Raw genomic sequence first — 16140 nt, forward strand, 5'->3', positions numbered from 1 at the left:
GGACCGCTTGTAAAGACTGATCAAGAAGCAAGTGCAGCGCGCAGGCGCAACTGTGGCAGATTCAGTTGCAGCTCTTGGGCTTTGGCAACTACAGGGGCCAACCTGCGTAATTTCTTTTGTTCGTGGTTTTGGGCAATATCAGCAATGCGGTGGTTCAAGAACGGGTTTTCAAAACGTTCACGCACATCGGCCACATACTGAACGGCCTGTGCGTAGCCAGCACTTGCCTGGCTGCCAAATACCGGCACGATTTCTTCAGCCCACAGCGCTTCAATCTCTGCGCGCAGGGCTGCATCTTGCATGGCTTCGCGCACGGTTTCATCCGCACGGCGTTGGCCTTTCAACCAGCACTCGGCCAAATAAGTGTGGGCCGCATTCAACAAAAACAACTTCAGCTGTTCGTAATGGTCTAAATCATCCGTCACCACAATGCTGGGATGTGTGCAAGGCAGCTGCAAACGGTCTTTGGCTTCAATAGCCCACAACGCATAGGGCTCTGCCACAGCGCCTACGGGTTCAATCGCTTCAGACACGATGCGGTCCACCAAGGAATTGGCCCACACACAATGGGTCTGAATCCACTCGATAAACGCCGACTCCAATTGCCATGCCTGGGCCAATTCACAAACCACTTGGCACAGCACGTCACCATTGCGTTCTATCAATTCGCAGGGCAAGAAGGTCAACGGTGCTGTTGGACTCTCACTCCAGCGGCCATGCAGCAACACCAGTAATTTCGCGGGGTAGCTATTCGGTGCTAAAGCGTGTGTCTGCAATGCCTGGGCATTGTCTTGCACATCAAGCTGATACCCCTTGTCAGCGGTATTGGAGAGAATCAGCTGCACTGCGCCACTGGCCACATCCGCACGTAAACGCTGCCAGTCATCAAGTTGGGTAGCCTGCATAGCTTCGCGCACGGCTGTGCATTGCACCGTGCGGTCAACAGGCTGGCCACGCTCTAAACCACGAATTACAACCGGATACCCACCTCCGGCAGTCAAGGCCGCCCTACGCGCAGTGCTGGCAGAACTGCTGGTGGTCTGCACAATGGTGATACCGCCAAGCGCATTGCCAGCACCAGAATGGTGGTGCAACGCATCAGAAACAAACAAATCGGCATGCGCGAGCAAAAAGCGACTAGTACCAAACTGAACAATAGGCTGGGTCATAAACAAAACAATTCAATCGGTCAGAACATCAACGCAAACACGCCCAGCCTGACCGACGGGCAGACTGGGCGAAAAAGCCATCAAACGCTTATGTCAATGCCAAAGAAAGAGCAGGAATAAACGTCACCAACAGCAAGGCCACCAACAAGGCCAATAACAAGGGAAAGCCTTCTCGCAAGAAGTCGTTCATCTTGACGTTGGTGATGTTGCACACCAACAGCATCACTGTTCCCACAGGCGGTGTGAGCGTGCCGATGGAAAGGTTCAAAATCATCACCAAGCCAAAGTGCACTGGGTCAATCCCCATTTGCATGGCCACAGGCTTGAGCAAGGGCACCAACACGATAATGAGTGCCGTTCCCTCGATGAACATGCCGACCGTGAGCAGCAAAATATTCACCAACATCAGGAATACGTACTTGTTGGTTGTCAGGCCAGTGATCCACTCAGCCATCGCAATGCCGGCATGTTCTAGTGAAAAAATCCAAGCCAAAGCAGAGCTGGCCATGATGACCAGCATGACCGCCGCCGTAGAGCGCGCCGTTTCAGCCAAAGCCGATGTCACGTGCGAAATTTTCATTTCGCGATAGACGAAGAACCCGATAAACAGCACCAAAATGACAGCCGCTGCGCCCGCTTCTGTCGGGGTAAAAATGTTGGCACGGATACCGCCGACCACACCTACCAGCACAAAAACAGCAGGCCATGCATGCACCAGCGCAGTGCCATACTCTTTAGGTTTTGGCCATGTTTTCAATGCTGGTTTATAGCCGCGCTTTACAGAGATCAACCAAATGGTGAACATCAATAAAGCGGAGCAAAGCAGGCCCGGCAAGATGCCTGCCATGAACATTTTGCCAATGGAAACGTCCGCCACCATACCGTAAATAATCAAGGCAATGCCCGGTGGAATAATAGGCGTGACCAAAGAGCCGCAACCGGTAACAGCCGCAGCGAAAGCACGGTTGTAGCCCGCACGTTCCATCTCCGGCACCATCATGCGCGAGAGCATCGCGGCATCCGCCAAGTTGGAGGCGCTAACACCGCCCATCAAAGTGCTCATCATCACGTTGGCCATGGCCAAACCGCCGCGCAATTTGCCAACCAACAAGCCTGCCAAGCGCAAGATACGCTCAGCCACACCAGTGTGTGAGAGCAATGTGCCCAGCAGAATAAAAAACGGAATAGCCAGCAACGAATTGTTTTGCGTTGGCGCCACCAAACGTTGCACAGCAATGCCCATAGGCACATTGCTGAAGAATATGAAGTAAATAATGATGGCCGCAAACATGGCCAAGTAAATGCGCATGTTCAGCAACATCAGTGCGAACATGATCGGCAGAATCAGCATCCAGCTCATGGTGCACTCCCTTCTTTACCCAGCAAGGTGCACACGTGGCGCTTGATCTGAGGCAATGTGAACAAAACGGTTAAGCCTGCGCCAAGCGGCACAGCAAGATAGACCCAATACCAGGACACTTTGAGAATTTGCGTCAAACGGAACTGCGAAGTACCTGCCAGCTTGTAGCCCAGCCAGGCCATGTACGCGAGCAAGACAACGGAGAGTACGCACATGATCAAATTAACCAGTGCGGACAACTTGGGCTTGAGCGAATCGGTGATGAAGGAAATCGTCAAATTGGTTTCCTGGCGTTCGGCAACAGCCATGCCCAAAAAGACGATCCAAACCATCAGCAGCCCAGACATCTCTTCTGTCCAGTGCCATGGGCTGTTGAAAAAGTAGCGCATGACCACGCCACCAATCGTGATCGCGACCAGCACAAACAGCGTGAAGCCAGCCAGAAAGGTGGCGAGTTTTTCGAGATACTTCATATGCAGTTCCATCTGCGCATGCTGCGCGCCCTGCGACGCGAATGCACGCGCTGCGCCACCTCTCGACGGTCTGCGCGTGCTCAGCAATGCGGTGTTTTTTACTTCAACTGTTGCTGAATGGTTTCATAGAGGTTTGGAGACCACTCAGGGAACTGCTTGTACACGGCCAAGGCTTTTTCACGGAATGGCGCAACATCGGGGTAAACCACTTCAACGCCAGCTGCTTTCATTTGCTCAATCAGCTTGGCATCTTCTTCTGTGGCCACTTTCTGGCTGTACAAGCCTGCTTCATAGCCTGTTTCGTGAATGATCTTGACCAAAGCTGGATCCAGTGTGCTGAAGAAGGCTTCGCCGCCAACCCACACAGAGGTATTGGTGATGTAGCTGATCATGGAGAGGTACTTGGCCTGCTCATGCAATTTTTGACCATACAGCACGGGCAACGGGTTCTCCACGCCATCAATCATGCCTTGTGTCAGGGCCGGGTATACATCGCCCAACGGCATCGGTGTAGGGGTGGCGCCCATGGCTTCAAAGGTCTTGATCTGCATCACGTTGTTGGGCACACGCACCTTCATGCCTTTGAGGTCATCAGGCGTCATAACTGGCTTCTTCGCCAACAATTGGCGCACGCCATAGAGGTAATTGGTCATGACCAAGTGAACGCCTTTTTTCTTCAAGGCTTCATCCTTGGCCTTGAACCAGTCACTCTCGTAAATCTTGAACAACTTCGCAGGATCATCGGTCAGGTAAGGACCAAACAGCACACCCAGATCAGGCTCGTAGTCCGCCAGGAAAGCCACATCGCTCAACGTGATCACATTCATGCCCATCATGGCCTGGTCCATCACGTCGTTCTTGGCGCCTAACTGCGAGCTGGGGTAGAGCTCAAACACCACTTTGCCTTCGCTGCGGTCTTTCACCAAGTCTGCCCAATGGCGCATGACTTTATCGAGCGGCTCGCCAGGGTGGTTTTCATAGGCCACCTTGATTGCCACGGGCTTTTGCGCCACAGCTGCGGTTGAAAAGCCCAATGCCAGGCAGCCAGCTGCCAGCACTGTTTTGAAGAGTGTTGTCAATTTCATCGTTCGTCTCCAAACATTCCAGTGAAAGGCCGACTTGTATCGACCGGGTTATTCGCACAGACCAATGGCTAAGCTGCCCTGCCCGCACTCAAGAAAACAGCCCACATGATTTACACATGCAGGCCGCAAACACACGCGTGCTTAGCACTCAATCAGCACCTTTAAGGTGCTAGCGCGCTCGGCATCCCAATAGGGCAGCGCTTGGTCAGCCTGACTCAGCGGGAACACTTTGCTGATGAATTTGTCGGCGTCTTGGCGGCGCTCCAGAAACTCAATCACAGCCTCAAAATCTTTCATCGTCGCGTTACGCGAACCATGAATATCCAACTCCTTGAGGTTGAAAAACTGGGTTTGGTAAGACACCGGTTGCTTGGCGTAGCCGACATACACCACACGGCCAGCAAAGCAGGCCAAATCGATTGCTTGGGTGAATGTTGCGGGCAAACCAACCGCCTCAATCACCACATCTGCGCCATGGCCGCCAGTGAGCGCCAAAATTTGCTCTTGCACATCAGCCGCCCCAGCATTCACGGCATGGCTCGCACCGAACTCCAGTGCCAAATTGATTTTTTCATCGCTCATGTCCAAAGCGATGACTTCCGCGCCAAAGTGCGCCGCACCAGCCACAGCCCCCATGCCGATCATGCCGCAACCGATCACCACGACCTTGTCCCCTTGGCCCACCTTGCCACGCGCAGCAGCATGAAAGCCCACGGACAAAGGCTCCACCAACGCCAAATGGTGTGGTGCCAATGTGTCGTTGATGATTAACTTGCCATAAGGCAATGCGATGAATTCTGACAAGCCGCCTTCTTGCTGCACACCCAGCGTGCGGTTGAACTTACAAGCATTCAAACGGCCTTTGAGGCAAGAAGAACACTGCCCGCAGTTGGTGTAAGGCATAACGATCACGCGCTTGCCCAATGCATATTCAGCAGGCACATTAGCGCCAACTTCCACCACTTCACCACCAATTTCGTGCCCTGGCACACGGGGCAACTGCACCAAAGGATTCAAGCCCTTGAAGGTATTAAGATCACTCCCACACAAGCCCACGTGGCGCACGCGCACCAGCACTTCGCCGTCTTTAGGAGTGGGTTTTGGCATGTCATGCAGAACACTGACGCCTTCAGATTCGATTTGCAAAGCTTTCATCATTTCACCAATGGGGCAACAAGCCCGTTTCGTTGTTGAGTGCACATCAGTGCACTGAAAAATCATTTTTGAAGCGTAGCGCTTTCCGACTCGCGCACGCATTCGCTGTGCATAAAATGCGCGCGCAATGCGCTTTGCGCCTCAGCGACCGAACGGTCGCGCAAAGCCTGCACAATGGCGCGGTGTTGCGTGCTGGCAATCGCGTTGTGGGCCGAGTTTGCTTTGCCAATCTCAAGGTAGTAAATCAAGGTTTGCGACATGACCTTGTAGAGCTGGCTGAACACTTCATTGCGCGCCGAATGCAGCAATGCTGCATGAAAATCGTGGTCTGCTTGTGCGGCTTCACGCACTGTCAAAGCCGCATCCATACGGTCATTGGCAGCATCCATGGCGGCAAAGTCATCTTCAGTGGCATGTGCAACGATGGCCGACAAACACCCAAATTCGACTATGCGGCGGAAGTTGAGCACATCCTGCGTTGTTTTGGTCGACGCTCCAAACGAGTCATCAAAAATGTGAAACATCGGCTCGAAACTGGGCTCACGCACACGCGCGCCGCGCTGCGTTTTCTCGACCAGTTGGTACGCCTCCAGGAAGATCACCGCCTCCCTTACCGTATTGCGGCCCACGCCAAAGCGTTCCGCCAACTCTCGCTCGTTGGGCAAGATGTCGCCAGGCTTGTAGGCCGTCTGGATTTCCTTTTTCAGAATATCAAGAACGTGCTGAACAGCAGAGGTACGCATAGAGTCAAAATTCTTTGGTCCAACAATAGGACAATTAAAACGTGACGAACTATATGCGATCTCACGCACCATTAAATTAGTGTTAACCCCTATAAAAATAACATTTCAGTGAAACTCCTAGTGCATCCAATCTACTGAGACTCCTTTTTAAAAGACGAGAAAAAGGATGCAATAGTCAAAAAAAGAGAGCATTTAATGCATAAATAACTTGCAATCAACCATGTCGGAGTGAATTCAGCAACCATCGATCTTCCCATCAGGTACTGCACGTTGCGATCACGTAATAGCCGCCCCAGACAGCAATGGGCCATCAAAGGCCCATCACGCGAGCAGGAAGTAACGCTGAATCAAGAAATCCTGCGATGAGGACTAAGACTCTCGGCTATTTAAGCCGTTGAACACACTGCACAATGCGGCGCGCAGCCAAGTCGAGGCGAGGCCCTGCACGCATCAAAATGTCATACGTCTCAGCAGGCAATACACAAACATGCTGCTTCTGCACCGCAGGGATATGGTCCCAACCCGGACGCTGCTGCACTGCACGCACCAAGGGGTTATCTGCCACGATGAGCAAGTCCGGGCTGATACGGACAACGAACTCAGGTGCCACTTTGGGGTAGAGCCCTAGACTAGATTGCACGACATTGCTTAAACCAAGCTGGGTCAATATCTCGCCAATGAAAGACTGCTCACCTGCTGCAGCATTACCACTATGCAATTCCAAATACACACGCTTGTTCCGCCAGTTAAAAGGAACCTGCTGACGCAAAGCTTTCACGCGGGCATCGACTTGCAGCCAAAGGACTTCACCTTGACCTGTTTGACCGAGCGCCTGGGCTACCAGTTCCATATGCCGTCGCACATCGGCATGGCTTTGAGCATCCAAAGCCAGCACTGGCAGCCCCAACTCCTGCAGGCGTGATGCAGCGCGGTTACGCGCACGAATAACCACCAAATCGGGCCTGAGGGCCACAATGGCTTCAATATTGGCATCTGCCAGCCCACCAATTTTGGGGAGATGCTCAACCGCTTCAGGCCAATTGGAATACCGATCCACCCCCACCAAACGATCACATGCCTCTAAAGCGCAAATGGTTTCAGTCACTGACGGGAGCAAAGACACAATGCGCTTTGCTGGCAGGGGCAGAATGATTCGCTGCGATCTGTCATCGAGCAGCTCAATCTCGCCGGTATACGCCACCATCGGAGGAAAAAACCACGCCATAAACAGCAATGCACCTTGAGCAAGCACACTCAACCGCGGCAGCATTCGTTTTAACCGTTGATCCACTACAGCTCCAGACATCGCAAAACCAACAAAATCAAGGCTGTTGGCACAGTGGAACAATCAATCGCGCAGCAATTCATAACCGCACATTGTCACGGATACTGGCCATCCACTGCATCCGCAGCCATTCAAGATGGCGAAGAAAAAAATTGCCCCTGCACGAAACCAACACCAGATATCGCTATCACACAGAACACGTCGCATCACCAGACGGCACCATTCCCGACAACACTGCACAAGGTACAAAGACATGACCCAATCCGAAGTTCGCGCCATTTTGACCATCGCCTTGCTTGCTGCTTATGCTGACAGTGAGAAACATGCACGCGAACGTGAAGAAATCCGTCGTATTGCCGAAGGGCTCGCCGCAAGTGACGACATCAACCTGCCCTCACTCTACCAAGACGTCTTGCTCAAACGCACTGATGTAACTGCAGCTGCGGGAGCACTTCAATCAGAAGAAAGCCGACAGTTGGCATACGAAATGGCCGTATGCGTGTGCGATGCGGATGGTTCGACTAGTCCGAAAGAGGCTGCATTTCTACAGAATCTGCGCCAATCACTGGCGCTCGATAGTGTATTTACACAAGCCACCGACATGCAGACTGAAACATTAGCGAGTGCCCCATTAGCAATGCAATGGCCTAACCCGCATGAAACAGAAGCACATGAGCACGCCACCCCACACCCAGATTTCACGCTACCGGTAAACAGCTCTGCTGCACGCAACAGCACATTGGATACGGCCGCCATAGATAAAAAAATTCTTCGCGCATCAATAGTCAACGGTGCTATTGAATTGCTTCCTGAATCGCTTTCGACCATGGCCATCATTCCACTGCAAATGCGTTTGGTTTACCAGATAGGTCAGAGCTATGGCTATGACTTGGACCGCGGCCACATCCGCGATTTTCTCGCTACCATTGGCGTAGGCATGACGTCCCAATATTTGGAGCAAGCCGGTCGCAAACTCTTAGGGGGATTGCTCGGCAAGGCGGGTAAAGGAATTTTGGGCGGTTTAGGCAAACAAGCGGTCAGTTCAGGAATGAGCTTTGCATCGACCTACGCACTCGGCCATGTGGCCAATCAGTATTACGCTGGGGGTCGCACCATTTCCACGCAAATACTCAAAAATGCCTATAACCACGTTCTTCAAGATGGGCGGCAACTGCATCAACAATACTTACCGCAAATGCGAGAGCAAGCCCAACAACTCAATGCAAGCAGCATCATGTCAATGGTGCGCGGTCAAACAAGTGCATTTTGAATCAATACCTCAGACAAAACAAAAGCGCCCTATGGCGCTTTTGTTTTGTCTTGGAGTTATTCCAGTACGGCTATTAGATGCTCCATTTTTTTTCGAGATCTTCCGGACGCGTACTGTCGTAGTTCTCAAAAGGCTGATGAATCCATGGATTGGTAGGAAGCTCTTCCACCGAATACTCGGCTTTGAAGGTGGAAATACCCTTAGTCCAAATGACTGCTGTGCGCAACTCGGTAATGGGAGGATAGCTCTCGCGCAGCATTTTCACCACTGCTGCCAAAGTATGACCCGTATCGGCCAAGTCATCGACCAACAGAACACGACCAGAGACTTCACCTTTTGGCGTGGTGATGTATTTAGCCAAATCAAGATGCCCCTGGATCGTGCCGGCTTCTGCGCGGTAAGAACTGGTGGACATGATCGCCAATGGCTTATTAAAGATGCGACTCAAAATATCACCAGGCCGCATCCCACCACGTGCAAGGCAGAGGATGGTGTCAAACTCCCAACCTGAACGGTGAATTTGCAACGCTAGTTTCTCAATCAGGCTGTTGTATTCGTGATAGCTGACATACAGGTGTTTGCCGTCTTCAGTCAACATAGTGGTGCTCTCTCGGTAGTTTTTAGATGGGAAAGACTGGAGGTCGTGGATCAGTCAGGCAAAAAGGCCTGCTTATCACAATCAAAGCAGGCCAGCAGTAGTGCCGTGCTTAAGCGCACGTCACAGGGTATTCAAACGGCTTATGGCGCAAAATTGTGTGGTCACGATCAGGACTTGTAGAAATAACCGCAATGGGCACCCCACAAACCTGCTCGATGCGCTCCAAATACTTGCGCGCATTGGCAGGCAATTTGTCGTACTCGGTCACACCAACAGTCGAATCACTCCAGCCCTCGACGGTTTCATAAATCGGCTTGCACTCAGCAATGTCATCGGCCCCCAAAGGCAAGATATCAATGCGGCGACCATCCAACTCGTAGCCAACACAAATTTCAAGCTTATCCAGCCCGTCCAGCACGTCCAATTTAGTGATACACAAGCCAGTCAAACCGTTGACCTGAGCGCTACGCTTGAGCAAAGCTGCATCAAACCAGCCACAACGGCGTGAACGGCCTGTAGTCACACCCTTCTCTGCACCGACTGTGCTCATATGGTAGCCAGGCGTTCCTGGTGTTTCCCAATCCAACTCAGTAGGGAATGGGCCACTGCCCACACGGGTGCAATAGGCTTTGGTAATACCGAGCACGTAATGCAATAGAGATGGGCCTACGCCAGAACCTGCAGCCGCATTGCCTGCGACACAGTTCGACGAAGTGACAAAAGGATAGGTACCATGGTCAATATCCAGCAAAGTGCCTTGAGCGCCTTCAAACAACAGGTTCTCGCCACGGTGGTGCGCAGTATTCAATTCCACTGACACGTCAGCAATCATGGGCTTGAGCCATTCTGCTTGGCGCATAGCTTCAGCCAAAATCGGCTCAAACTGCAACAAACCGTCTTGCACAAACGGCTTCAGAGTTTCTGGAGTTTCCAACTCGTTGGAGTGCAAATACTCCACCAGAATATGGTTGTACAAGCCGAGTTGGTCTTTCAACTTGGCAGCAAAACGCTCTGGATGCAACAGGTCTTGCACACGCAAGGCACGACGAGCGACTTTATCTTCGTATGCGGGGCCAATACCACGGCCTGTGGTGCCAATTTTCTCGCTTCCACTGCGCTCACGGAACGCCTCACGCACAATGTCCAAATATGCATGCTGAGGCAAGATCAATGGGCACGCTTCACTCACACGCAAACGCTCACGCACGACCACGCCAGCAGCTTCGAGCCCGGCGACTTCTTCCATCAGCTTGGCCACAGACACAACTACACCGTTACCGATATAGCAAGTCACACCGGCACGCATAATGCCGCTTGGCACCAAGTGCAAAGCGGTTTTGATGCCGTTGATCACCAGCGTATGGCCAGCATTGTGCCCACCATGGAAGCGCACCACGCCTTGCGCGCTCTCGGTGAGCCAATCGACCAATTTGCCTTTGCCTTCGTCACCCCATTGGGTGCCGACCACCACCACATTGCGACCATGGCGTGCGGTGCCTTGTGTTGCGATAGCGGGGTTTGCAGTTGTGTTCATGCTGTTTCCTGTTAACACGGTACAAATAAAACTTGCTCAAAAGGGCCATGTTTAGCGGAGAACGCCATGGCGCATTCCACTAAACCTCAACCAGATCAGTATCTCAAAAGGGCTGTCAACCCGTATTAAGCAATAGCCTGCAGCTGCCATTGGCCTTGCACTAAAACAAGGCGTTGACTGCAACGAAACTCATCGGCCTCAGAGGCGCTGCCAGGCAAGGTTTGAATAATCACTTGGCCACTGGCGCGTAATTGACGAATCACATCACGTAACGCTGAATCGTCTGACCATGGCGCAAGAATCGCTGTTTGCAATGCACGCTGTGCGGCAACAGTCACCAACTGCTTGATATCCAGGCTAAAACCTGCAGCAGGACGGTTGCGCCCATATGCGGCCCCCACCTCATCGTAACGGCCACCGCGCACCAACGCATCATTGCATCGGTCGGCATAGACGGAAAAGCGCATGCCGCTGTAATATGCATATCCACGCAAATCAGCCAAGTCATAAGCCACTTGCGCACGCCCCTGCACTTGTTGACCTAACCACTGCAGTTCATCAAGAACTTTCAAAGCAGCTGGAAACGCAGCCAAACGCTCGCGAGCAGCATCAAGCACGGAGGCATCACCATACAACTCCAGCAGCGCCATCAGGCCATCGCGTGAAGATGTAGGAAAATCCTTAGTGAGCTCTGCCAATGTACTTGCGTCTTTCGCAGCCAAAGCCATATGCACAGCACGCAAAGCATCCATGCCGGTCATCACACCGCCCATCAAGCTACGGGCAATGCGCACATCGCCCATCACAACGACAGGACCTGTTACTGAGGCCTTGTGTACGCAGTCGAGCGCTAACTCAACCGCTTCAAGATCTGCCTCAAGTCCTGCATGGCCGTATATCTCTGCACCGAACTGTAGAGGCTCACGCGAAGCATAGGGTCGTTCAGGTTTGGTGTGCAATGCTGCGCCGCAATAGCACAAACGCGTTACACCAGCACGGTTGAGCAGATGCGCATCAATACGAGCCACTTGCTGCGTGCTATCAGCACGAATACCTACTGTGCGACCAGAAATTTGATCTACCGTTTTGAATGTTTGCAGATCAAGCGCCTCACCCGTGCCGGTCAGCAGGGATTCAAGGTACTCCATCAACGGCGGGATGACCAATTCGTAGCCATAAGTGGACGCCACGTCCAGCAGACTACGCCGCAGCTCTTCTATGTGGCGCGCTTCAGAAGGAAGAACATCGGCAATATGGTCGGGCAAAACCCAGGCAGACATGGCAATTGGCGCAGCTGTTAAAAACCGTATTCTACCGACTCAGGCCAGTCTTCTATCAAAACTGTATGACACAGGCGTACGAATTGGTATTTCACGCCCTCCGCACAGTCTTGCCACCCCTGCAAAAAATGAACATAAAAAAACGCTTGCATTCAGCAAGCGTTTTCAAAAGTAATGCAACTCAAAGTAAGTCGCTTATCGCAAACCAAGTGCGAACACCACACTTAGCCACCACGACGCATCATGTCAAAGAACTCATGGTTATTTTTGGTGGTGCGCATATTCTTGAGCATCAACTCCATCGACTCGATTTCGTCCATATTGAAGAGGAACTGGCGCAAGATACGTGTTTTTTGCAGCACTTCTGGTGCCAGCAACAACTCTTCACGGCGCGTACCACTCTTGGACAACTCAATCGCGGGAAACACACGTTTCTCGTAAAGACGACGGCTGAGATGGATTTCACTGTTGCCAGTGCCTTTGAACTCTTCAAAGATCACCTCATCCATGCGGCTACCCGTATCGACCAAAGCCGTTGCAATAATGGTCAGAGAGCCTCCCTCTTCCACATTGCGTGCAGCACCAAAGAATCGCTTAGGACGGTGCAAAGCATTGGCGTCCACACCGCCTGAAAGCACCTTACCGGAAGACGGCACAACGTTGTTGTATGCACGTGCCAGACGGGTAATGGAGTCAAGCAAAATCACCACGTCTTTTTTGAGCTCAACCAACCGCTTGGCACGCTCAATCACCATTTCAGCCACATGGACATGACGCGCAGCTGGCTCATCAAAGGTCGACGCAATGATTTCCCCCTTAACCGTGCGCTGCATTTCCGTCACTTCTTCAGGACGCTCATCAACTAGCAACACCATCATGTGCACATCAGGATTATTGGCCGTGATGGCATGCGCAATATGCTGCATCATCATGGTCTTACCACTCTTAGGCGGCGCAACAATCAAGGCACGCTGACCTTTGCCAAGCGGCGCAATAATATCGATGATACGACCTGTGATGTTCTCTTCGCTCTTGATATCGCGCTCAAGCCGCATTTGCTCCTTAGGAAACAGCGGCGTAAGGTTCTCAAACATCACCTTATGCTTGTTCTGTTCTGGAGGGCCGCCATTGACTTTATCAAGCTTGGTCAATGCAAAATAGCGCTCACCATCCTTGGGCGTGCGCACCTCGCCTTCAATCATGTCTCCCGTATGCAGGTTGAAGCGGCGCACCTGACTTGGGGAAATGTAGATGTCATCCGTGCTAGCTGTAAAACTAGTGTCAGGACTGCGCAGGAAGCCAAAACCATCTGGCAGGATTTCCAATACGCCATCAGCAAAGACCTGCTCGCCTTCCTTGGCGCGTTTTTTGATAATGGCAAACATCAGCTCTTGCTTGCGCATACGGCCAGTGTTTTCAATACCCAAGGCCTCAGCCTGCTTTAATACTTCAGACACGTGCAGTGCCTTGAGTTCATTCAAGTGCATGAATTATTTCTCCGAAAAAGGAGATTAAAAAAGATGGAGGAAACGAGAAAGATTAGTTATTTGCCCAGATTAGGCAAAAGGGATGCGATGGTGATTGCGTCCGATTGTGTTCGTTAGCACTGGCGATGCGATGTTTGCGTTAAACATACACATCGAACACGAGGTCACCCATTGGGGAAATGGATGGAATATGCTGATTATGACAGCAGATTGGAATCAGGTTCACCGTTCCAACAAAAAAAATGCATTTACATGCCCAACCGTTGCAGAACTTGCACATCTATGCATGCATCACAGCCGAATTGGGCGACAGCCGCTTCGGCTACCCTGAAGAAGAAAATCGTAAGCTCATCGGGTTAACGAATGAGCGTGTCCGATATCAGAGTGCGCCATCAATGAACGCTTGGATTTGCGCTTTGCTACCAGCCCCCACATTCGTTGCAGCAACCTGTCCGTCTTTGAACAAAATCAGCGTAGGAATGCCGCGAATACCATATTTAGCGGGTACTTCGCGGTTTTCATCTACGTTAACTTTCTTGATGGAGAGCTTGCCTTGGTAAGCAGCGGCCAACTCATCCAGAACAGGGGCAATTTGCTTGCAAGGGCCACACCACTCTGCCCAGAAGTCCAACAAAACGGGCGTTGATGATTGCAGCACCTCGGCTTCAAAGGTGTCATCGGTGATATGGGAAATCAAAGCATTGGACATGGAACGTCTCTCTCAATCCAGACAAAATCAAAGAACGGCAGAACTGCCAGCGTTTGACATAGATGCACACCACTTCTTGAATAACAAGAGGCAACATACAGTTAGCTAGGCTGAATTTTGACAGAACTTTCAATACAACGCTGTCACGCAAGGCATTTTCTCCATTTGCGCATTACCCAAAATTCTAAATATTCTCTGCTAGCATTCAACGCGTGACACGGGGTGCGCTTTCGACTACGCAATGGAGCAATCCACTGAATGTACTCATCAGCGCTGAGATTACACCCGTTGAACCTGATCTATTTCGTACTAGCGGAGGGATTGTCACGCATGACATCTGCCACACCACCATCCAACAACACCAGTCTCACGTCATCGCAAGCACAGCAACCTTTATCGGAGTCGGCCTTGCGCGCACTCGCAGCCACGGCCATCGAACAAATAGGCAAGAAACAGCCTTTGGTTCAAGTCATTACCAATAGCGTCGTCACCAACTTCACTGCAAACGCTCTTCTGGCCATTGGCGCCGCGCCTGCCATGGTGGATATTCCGCAAGAAGCAGGACCTTTCGCCACGCTCGCGTCAGGTTTGCTCATCAACCTCGGCACCCCCACGCCTACTCAAGCCCAAGCGGCACTGGAAGCGGCTCAGGCTGCCCATCACGCTCAAACACCTTGGGTGCTTGATCCTGTTGCAGTAGGGATCTTGCCGGTAAGAACTGCTCTTGCGCAACAACTATTGGATTTCAAGCCGAATGTCGTGCGTGGCAATGCATCTGAGATTTTGGCCGTCAGCGGTCAAAGTGCCGGAGGCCGTGGCGTCGACACGACCAATACAGTAGAACAAGCCCAGCAAGCTGCAGTTGCCCTCGCATTGCGCATACAAGGCATAGTGGCCATCTCTGGCCCAGAAGACTTTGTTACCGACGGTCACCGCCATATTCGACTGGGCAATGGATCAGCCTTGCTAACTAAAGTTACCGGTGGCGGCTGCGCCCTTGGTAGTGTGATGGCGGCTTATCTCGGCTCAAGCCCTAGTCCATCCACGTATTTTGAATACACGTGCGCAGCCATCCTCGCCTATACGATTGCCGCCGAGCAAGCCGCTGCACAGGCCCAAGGCCCGGGCAGTTTTGCCTTGCACTTCATCGATCGACTTGCACAAGTGTCTGCTCACGACATTCACATACACGCAAAAATCAGCATCTAATTCGTCGTTTACAGACTCCCAGTTCAACGAATCGTTCTTTAGAGCGACACAGCCTTCGCAATGACATATGCACTTTGACCCAGCAACCCTTTCAATCTACCTTGTAACCGACACACAGCAATGCGTCGCCAGTGGGAGAACTGTCACCGACACTGTCCAACAAGCGGCTCACCAAGGCGTCACCCTTGTGCAAATTCGTGACAAAGAAGCCAGTGCCAGAGATTTTCTGGCCATGACTTTAGAGATTGCCAAGGTCATGCCAAAACACATTCCTCTACTCATCAATGATCGCGTAGATATATTTCTCGCAGCCCAATTGGCAAAAGCCAACGTAGCGGGCATGCATATCGGCCAAACAGAATTACCCGCAACGACCGTGCGACAGCTGATTGGCCCACACGCTATTTTGGGTGTCAGCGCAGCCTCTGAAGAAACACTTCTTGAGGCACAAAACTCACAGGTCGTCGACTACGTTGGAATCGGTCCATTGCACGACACCCAAACGAAAAAAAATGCGCCCGCCGGTCGCGGCTTTGAAGCCATGGCGCAGCTGCGCAGCTACACCCACTTACCTGCTGTGGCAATTGGTGGCATTACGGCCAGTGATTTACCGCCACTGCGCGCAGCAGGCTTTAATGGGGCTGCTGTGGTCAGCGCCATATGCAAAGCACCTGACCCAGGCGCTGCAGCACATGCATTGGCGCAGCAATGGCGAACTACAGCAGGCTAAGCATACGCAGCCTCACTCAGAAGTTTTGCCCAAACACGCAAAATCATCCTCCC

At 52.0% G+C, this 16140-nt stretch carries 15 protein-coding genes and 1 riboswitch; of the genes, 3 read left to right on the plus strand and 12 right to left on the minus strand.

All coding sequences use genetic code 11. From position 1 onward, the window contains the following. Positions 1 to 20 precede the first annotated feature (20 nt). From E9531_RS04830 to E9531_RS04860, 7 genes are all read right to left on the minus strand, one after another. On the minus strand, positions 21 to 1169 hold the full coding sequence (locus tag E9531_RS04830) for a mannitol dehydrogenase family protein (protein WP_136572618.1): 1149 nt from the start codon (positions 1167 to 1169) through the stop codon (positions 21 to 23). Between the two features lie 88 nt (positions 1170 to 1257). Continuing rightward, positions 1258 to 2529: a TRAP transporter large permease gene (locus E9531_RS04835; protein WP_136572619.1), complete on the minus strand. Its 1272-nt coding sequence runs from the start codon at positions 2527 to 2529 to the stop codon at positions 1258 to 1260. After that, positions 2526 to 3002: a TRAP transporter small permease gene (locus tag E9531_RS04840; RefSeq protein ID WP_136572620.1), complete on the minus strand. Its 477-nt coding sequence runs from the start codon at positions 3000 to 3002 to the stop codon at positions 2526 to 2528. The genes E9531_RS04835 and E9531_RS04840 overlap by 4 nt, the downstream gene beginning before the upstream one ends. 98 nt (positions 3003 to 3100) lie before the next feature. Beyond that, entirely contained in the window at positions 3101 to 4087 is a 987-nt protein-coding gene (locus E9531_RS04845) for a C4-dicarboxylate TRAP transporter substrate-binding protein (RefSeq protein WP_136572621.1), read from the minus strand. A gap of 141 nt (positions 4088 to 4228) precedes the next feature. Then, positions 4229 to 5242, minus strand: a complete 1014-nt coding sequence (locus E9531_RS04850) for a zinc-binding alcohol dehydrogenase family protein (RefSeq protein ID WP_211343371.1) — start codon at positions 5240 to 5242, stop codon at positions 4229 to 4231. A gap of 62 nt (positions 5243 to 5304) precedes the next feature. Next, positions 5305 to 5985 carry a FadR/GntR family transcriptional regulator gene (locus E9531_RS04855; protein ID WP_136572623.1) on the minus strand — a complete coding sequence of 227 codons (681 nt, stop codon included), beginning with the start codon at positions 5983 to 5985 and terminating at the stop codon, positions 5305 to 5307. 382 nt (positions 5986 to 6367) lie between these two features. Further along, positions 6368 to 7291 (minus strand): ABC transporter substrate-binding protein, encoded by a 924-nt coding sequence (locus tag E9531_RS04860; RefSeq protein ID WP_136572624.1) that lies wholly within the window; start codon positions 7289 to 7291, stop codon positions 6368 to 6370. Between the two features lie 232 nt (positions 7292 to 7523). Here E9531_RS04860 and E9531_RS04865 point away from each other — a divergent pair, with 232 nt between their 5' ends. Beyond that, positions 7524 to 8540: a YcjF family protein gene (locus tag E9531_RS04865; protein ID WP_136572625.1), complete on the plus strand. Its 1017-nt coding sequence runs from the start codon at positions 7524 to 7526 to the stop codon at positions 8538 to 8540. Between the two features lie 73 nt (positions 8541 to 8613). Here E9531_RS04865 and E9531_RS04870 read toward each other — a convergent pair whose 3' ends face one another. The 5 genes from E9531_RS04870 to trxA all read right to left on the minus strand — a co-directional run bounded on the left by E9531_RS04870 (position 8614) and on the right by trxA (position 14148). Continuing rightward, positions 8614 to 9138 (minus strand): phosphoribosyltransferase, encoded by a 525-nt coding sequence (locus tag E9531_RS04870; RefSeq protein WP_136572626.1) that lies wholly within the window; start codon positions 9136 to 9138, stop codon positions 8614 to 8616. A gap of 109 nt (positions 9139 to 9247) precedes the next feature. Next, positions 9248 to 10672, minus strand: a complete 1425-nt coding sequence (locus E9531_RS04875; RefSeq protein WP_136572627.1) for an adenylosuccinate synthase — start codon at positions 10670 to 10672, stop codon at positions 9248 to 9250. A 125-nt stretch (positions 10673 to 10797) separates the two neighbouring features. Further along, positions 10798 to 11952, minus strand: coding sequence for an ATP phosphoribosyltransferase regulatory subunit (locus E9531_RS04880; protein WP_136572628.1), 1155 nt, complete (start codon positions 11950 to 11952; stop codon positions 10798 to 10800). Positions 11953 to 12176: 224 nt separating this feature from the next. Further along, positions 12177 to 13439 carry a transcription termination factor Rho gene (gene rho, locus E9531_RS04885; protein WP_136572629.1) on the minus strand — a complete coding sequence of 421 codons (1263 nt, stop codon included), beginning with the start codon at positions 13437 to 13439 and terminating at the stop codon, positions 12177 to 12179. Positions 13440 to 13818: 379 nt separating this feature from the next. Continuing rightward, on the minus strand, positions 13819 to 14148 hold the full coding sequence (gene trxA, locus E9531_RS04890; RefSeq protein WP_136572630.1) for a thioredoxin TrxA: 330 nt from the start codon (positions 14146 to 14148) through the stop codon (positions 13819 to 13821). A gap of 208 nt (positions 14149 to 14356) precedes the next feature. Continuing rightward, a riboswitch (TPP riboswitch) is annotated at positions 14357 to 14487 on the plus strand. On the opposite strand from trxA, the gene thiM reads away from it, so the two are divergent. Together thiM and thiE are read left to right on the plus strand one after the other, a co-directional pair. Then, positions 14479 to 15357 (plus strand): hydroxyethylthiazole kinase, encoded by an 879-nt coding sequence (gene thiM, locus E9531_RS04895; RefSeq protein ID WP_136572631.1) that lies wholly within the window; start codon positions 14479 to 14481, stop codon positions 15355 to 15357. Its footprint overlaps the riboswitch before it by 9 nt. 67 nt (positions 15358 to 15424) lie before the next feature. Continuing rightward, positions 15425 to 16087 carry a thiamine phosphate synthase gene (thiE, locus tag E9531_RS04900; RefSeq protein ID WP_136572632.1) on the plus strand — a complete coding sequence of 221 codons (663 nt, stop codon included), beginning with the start codon at positions 15425 to 15427 and terminating at the stop codon, positions 16085 to 16087. Positions 16088 to 16140 lie beyond the last annotated feature (53 nt).

The sequence above is a fragment of the Lampropedia puyangensis genome (assembly GCF_004833285.1).
Lineage (GTDB): Bacteria > Pseudomonadota > Gammaproteobacteria > Burkholderiales > Burkholderiaceae_C > Lampropedia > Lampropedia puyangensis.

Excerpts from the sequence above, each read along its gene's own strand:
- E9531_RS04850 (WP_211343371.1), bottom strand. The coding sequence starts at position 5,242 with ATGAAAGCTTTGCAAATCGAATCTGAAGGCGTCAGTGTTCTGCATGAC.
- thiM (WP_136572631.1), top strand. The coding sequence starts at position 14,479 with ATGACATCTGCCACACCACCATCCAACAACACCAGTCTCACGTCATCG.
- E9531_RS04875 (WP_136572627.1), bottom strand. The coding sequence starts at position 10,672 with ATGAACACAACTGCAAACCCCGCTATCGCAACACAAGGCACCGCACGC.
- trxA (WP_136572630.1), bottom strand. The coding sequence starts at position 14,148 with ATGTCCAATGCTTTGATTTCCCATATCACCGATGACACCTTTGAAGCC.
- E9531_RS04865 (WP_136572625.1), top strand. The coding sequence starts at position 7,524 with ATGACCCAATCCGAAGTTCGCGCCATTTTGACCATCGCCTTGCTTGCT.
- E9531_RS04880 (WP_136572628.1), bottom strand. The coding sequence starts at position 11,952 with ATGTCTGCCTGGGTTTTGCCCGACCATATTGCCGATGTTCTTCCTTCT.
- E9531_RS04860 (WP_136572624.1), bottom strand. The coding sequence starts at position 7,291 with ATGTCTGGAGCTGTAGTGGATCAACGGTTAAAACGAATGCTGCCGCGG.
- E9531_RS04870 (WP_136572626.1), bottom strand. The coding sequence starts at position 9,138 with ATGTTGACTGAAGACGGCAAACACCTGTATGTCAGCTATCACGAATAC.
- thiE (WP_136572632.1), top strand. The coding sequence starts at position 15,425 with ATGCACTTTGACCCAGCAACCCTTTCAATCTACCTTGTAACCGACACA.
- E9531_RS04855 (WP_136572623.1), bottom strand. The coding sequence starts at position 5,985 with ATGCGTACCTCTGCTGTTCAGCACGTTCTTGATATTCTGAAAAAGGAA.
- E9531_RS04830 (WP_136572618.1), bottom strand. The coding sequence starts at position 1,169 with ATGACCCAGCCTATTGTTCAGTTTGGTACTAGTCGCTTTTTGCTCGCG.
- E9531_RS04835 (WP_136572619.1), bottom strand. The coding sequence starts at position 2,529 with ATGAGCTGGATGCTGATTCTGCCGATCATGTTCGCACTGATGTTGCTG.
- E9531_RS04845 (WP_136572621.1), bottom strand. The coding sequence starts at position 4,087 with ATGAAATTGACAACACTCTTCAAAACAGTGCTGGCAGCTGGCTGCCTG.
- rho (WP_136572629.1), bottom strand. The coding sequence starts at position 13,439 with ATGCACTTGAATGAACTCAAGGCACTGCACGTGTCTGAAGTATTAAAG.
- E9531_RS04840 (WP_136572620.1), bottom strand. The coding sequence starts at position 3,002 with ATGAAGTATCTCGAAAAACTCGCCACCTTTCTGGCTGGCTTCACGCTG.